Raw genomic sequence first — 3,732 nt, 5'->3', positions numbered from 1 at the left:
GCAGGGGGGACCCTGTGGGAGAGTAGGACGCCGCCGAACAATCATTGTAGAAAAGCCCTGTACCGGGTATCCGGTACGGGGCTTTTCTGCGTTTACGGGGCTTCGGACAGAGCCGGTCGCTATCCTGGCCACGTTCCCCTGGAGGCACGATGACAGCACAGCACCTCGAAGACGACGGTCCGCTCATCCCCCAGCCGGCCATGACGCGCGAAGCCCTGCGGGACGCCGTGCGCCGGATCGACATGGCGCACCTTGCCGAGTTCGACAGGGAATGCCATGCGGCGTTCGACCGCGCCGCGGAGACGGGCGCCATCAACCCGCTCCGCTTCTTCCTGATCAAGTGGGCCACGCACGTGGCCATCCATCGCCGGCCCGCCCGCGCCGCGGCGCTGCTGGAGGCCGAGCGCACCGCCGGCGATCCGGCCGCCACGGAGGCGCAGTTCCAGGCGGCCATGGAGACCAGCAGCCGCATCCTCGCCGAGGCCCAGCGGGAGATCGGTCAGTGACCCTGCGGGGTGAGGGAGTGGAGAACGAGGCCGGCTGGGCCTGGGAGTGCGATCCGAGCCGGCTGTGGGTGCTCGGCGACATGCCCGCGGAGCACCAGGAGCTGGTCGCCGTCGTCATGGAGGGCCTGGTCGACCTGGCGTCGATGGCCATCGACCCCAAGGACGGCAGCCTCTACGAAGACCCCAGCCCCATGCGCCTGCGTACGTACGAGGACGAGCACCTGATGCTCTGGTACCAGACCATCCCCCACCGCAGCCGCGTCTACCTCAAGCGCGTCAACCTCTGACCTCGAGGTTCCCTGTTCTCCGCTGCTACGATCCGCTCACTTTGCGGGGGGCGCAGAGCAGTTGGCGCGGAAGGCCGCTGCAGACCCCCGCGTGCATCCTGTGGGGGGAACGCAGTTGAGAATGCCGCGTGCCGTGGGAGCCGCCGCGCTCGCACTGGCCACATGCATCGGCGCGGTGTGCGCCGCACCGACGGCGGCCGCCGCCGCGGCGCCGGCACCCGGGGGTGAGGCGACGGTCGCATCACCGCCGAGCGTCTTCGCGCCCTATCTGATACTCCGCGCTGCCGGCACAGGCATGCTGATGTCGGACAGGTACAACAATGAGCCGACGTCCTGGCGGAGTGCCGATGGCCGGAAGATTCCGTCCGATTGCGGGTACGGCCAGGCCCGGCTCGGCGACGAGGTCGCCTGCACGGGTGCCAAGGAACTGAAGATCCGCAACTACGTCTCGGGGACGACCGAGTCCGTACCCGCCCGGGAGAACCGGGCCTGGGCCACGGCCATCTCGCCGACCCAGGTGCTGGCCTCGGAGAAGGACGCGGACGGACACTGGCTGCTCCACCTGCTCGGTCGTGCGAACGAGCCCCGCAAGGACGTGCCGGTCACAGGCGTCGAGGCGATGAGTTCCTATGCCGTGCTGGATTCGGACGCACGGGGCGCCCTCGTCGAGTACTGGGGCGACGGTGCGGAAGGCAAGCACCGGCACGGGATCCTCGATTACGCCACGGCCACGTTGAAGGAGCTCCCCGAAGCTCCCGGTGGGGGCAGCACGTACAACCATGTGGGACTCGGGTCGAAGTGGATCGCCATGGTCCAATTCGACAAGGCCATCATGGTGTCCAGAACCGACCCTGCCGTGGTTCGTACGGTGGCGATCGACAAGTACCCGGGCCGGGTCCTGGCAGTCGGAGACTGGCTGATCGCGGACGCGGGAGACGGCTCCGACCCGGTCGTGAAGGCCTATCCGAGTGACGGCAGTGCACCGCGACCCGTACTGGACCAGTTGGACGGGTCGTTGGTCCTCGGTGCCGACGGCAGTGCCTACGGGCTCTCCACCGTCAACGGCAGCAGCCGCTGGGCCGTGCACCGCATCTCCGCGGATGCCCAGGGTGCCCTGCGGGTGCAGGAGGCGCTGGCCGTTCCGGCCCGACCCACGGACCGGCGGAGCATCGCCATCGCCCAGGGCGAGCTCTCCGCATTGCAGGTGGACAGCACCGAGTCCGTGCTGGGCTACCGGACCTCCGTCTCGGGTCCGCCGTCGATCACCCAGGCTCCCGTGTGGCGCTGTGACCGCTCGAAGACCGATCCCTTCTGTCCCGAAGCCGCCAGCCGGTTCGGTGGAACCGCCGCAACAGGTGACGGCCGGATCGTCGGGATGGCGGCTGCGAACGGGTGCTCGTCCCGGTGCGCGGTGACGGTCCACATCCGGGATGCCCGCACCGGTGGCGCCCACCGGACCGTGAAACTCCCCGGCGAACTGTCGCACGCCAGAATCGTCAGCGCCTCCGGCCGCTATCTGTTGGTGAGCGCAGAGGTCGACGATGTCCCCCGGTCGCTGGTCCTCGACATCGACGCCGGCAAGGTCCTGGACATCAAGCCCACCTCGGCTGCGGGACTCTGGGGTTCTCTGCTCTGGCAGCCCGAGGGTGACAAGGGCGTCGCGGCGGCCACGGATCTGCGGACCGGCCAGGTCGTCCGCCGCGTCGACCTGCAGTCGGGCTGCCGTCCGTATGAGCTCCGGGCGAACGGCGACTGGTTCTACTCGACCTGCTCCGCCGACGGGGCCGGGGCGGCTGCGTACCAGGCTCAGATCGGGCGGCTGATCCCGCTGCCCTTCGTCGCCGAACGGCCGCTCGGCCTCGTCGCGCTCGGCGACGGTTACGTGGTTCACGAGAACCACGGCGTGGTGAGCGTCTACAACCTGCGCTCCGGTGCGCTGGTGAGGGAACACCAGGCCTTCGGGTACCCGGGCAACAACATCACCGACTGGGCTGTCGACCGCTTCGGCGGCCGCCTGGCCTACCTCGACCAGGAGGAGACCCTTCACGTCGTGGGGGTCACCGGCGCAGCCTTGCCGCTCGCCGTGATCGACCAGAACGTCCCCGGCACTCTGGACGCCAAGACGGCCGGCAGCCGGCAGGCCCGCTGGTGGCTCTCCAAGCCGGCGTCCTCGTGGAAGCTGATGGCGCGGAACAAGACCTCGGGCATCACGACCGTCGTGCGCACCGGTGGCGAGACGCGCGGTGTGGTCGACCTGGCGTGGGACGGGAAAGACCAGGCGGGCCGTGTCGTGATGAACGGCGCGTACGAATGGACGCTGCTGGCCACCCCGGCGGATGGCCAGGGAGCCCCGCTCAAGGCGACGGGCGCGGTCACCCTCACCGGTGCCACGTTCCCGGCGGGACGCGGACGCCCGTGACGTGGTGCGGGGGGCTTGACGTGTGAGGTCTCCCGGCGGCCCGGGGCCCGCGAGGGCCCCGGGCCGCGCTCGTTTTGACACCTCGGGGGGCCAGTTGTAGAGTCGAACGGTTGCCTGGAACTGCACAAGTTCGGCGGCCATCAGCAAGACCCCCCTCGTACCCACGGAATCGAATTCTGCGGGTACGTACTCGACTCCTCATCCAGGAATCTGAAGCCGGGAAATCCGGTGGAAAACTTCTGATAGAGTCGGACTCGCCGGAAAGGGAAACGCGAAAGCGCAGACCTGGAAAGCAAATCCCGCTTCGACCGGGAAAGGAAGCGTCCGTTCCTTGAGAACTCAACAGCGTGCCAAAAATCAACGCCAGAAGTTGATACCCCGTCCACTTCGGTGGATGAGGTTCCTTTGAAAAGACCTGTGAGGTCGCCTTCGGGTGATGCTTGCAGGCGAAAAAACACAGCGAGGACGCAGTGGTCAGTCGGTCATATTCCGACATGATTGACCCGCTCTAAGTGCGTGT

3 protein-coding genes are annotated in these 3,732 nt (G+C 68.1%); all 3 read left to right on the top strand.

Translation table 11 applies throughout. The features are described from left to right. The first annotated feature begins 149 nt into the window (after nt 1-149). Nucleotides 150-506, top strand: coding sequence for a DUF6247 family protein (locus IF02_RS0131900; protein ID WP_051696693.1), 357 nt, complete (start codon nt 150-152; stop codon nt 504-506). Continuing rightward, the gene (locus tag IF02_RS0131895; RefSeq protein ID WP_030163278.1) at nt 503-793 is read left to right on the top strand and encodes a hypothetical protein; all 291 of its coding nucleotides are present in this window, start codon (nt 503-505) and stop codon (nt 791-793) included. Before IF02_RS0131900 ends, IF02_RS0131895 begins: the two co-directional genes overlap by 4 nt. Before the next feature lie 301 nt (nt 794-1,094). After that, nucleotides 1,095-3,212, top strand: a complete 2,118-nt coding sequence (locus IF02_RS32850) for a hypothetical protein (RefSeq protein ID WP_158708598.1) — start codon at nt 1,095-1,097, stop codon at nt 3,210-3,212. Nucleotides 3,213-3,732: the final 520 nt, after the last annotated feature.

The sequence above is a fragment of the Streptomyces sp. NRRL S-244 genome, from assembly GCF_000717915.1.
GTDB lineage: Bacteria > Actinomycetota > Actinomycetes > Streptomycetales > Streptomycetaceae > Streptomyces.
The sequence above is the reverse complement of the archived record's forward strand: the minus strand, read 5'-3'. Positions and strand labels throughout refer to the sequence as shown.

Coding starts and splice junctions, on each gene's coding strand:
- IF02_RS0131900 (WP_051696693.1), top strand. CDS start 150: ATGACAGCACAGCACCTCGAAGACGACGGTCCGCTCATCCCCCAGCCG.
- IF02_RS32850 (WP_158708598.1), top strand. CDS start 1,095: ATGTCGGACAGGTACAACAATGAGCCGACGTCCTGGCGGAGTGCCGAT.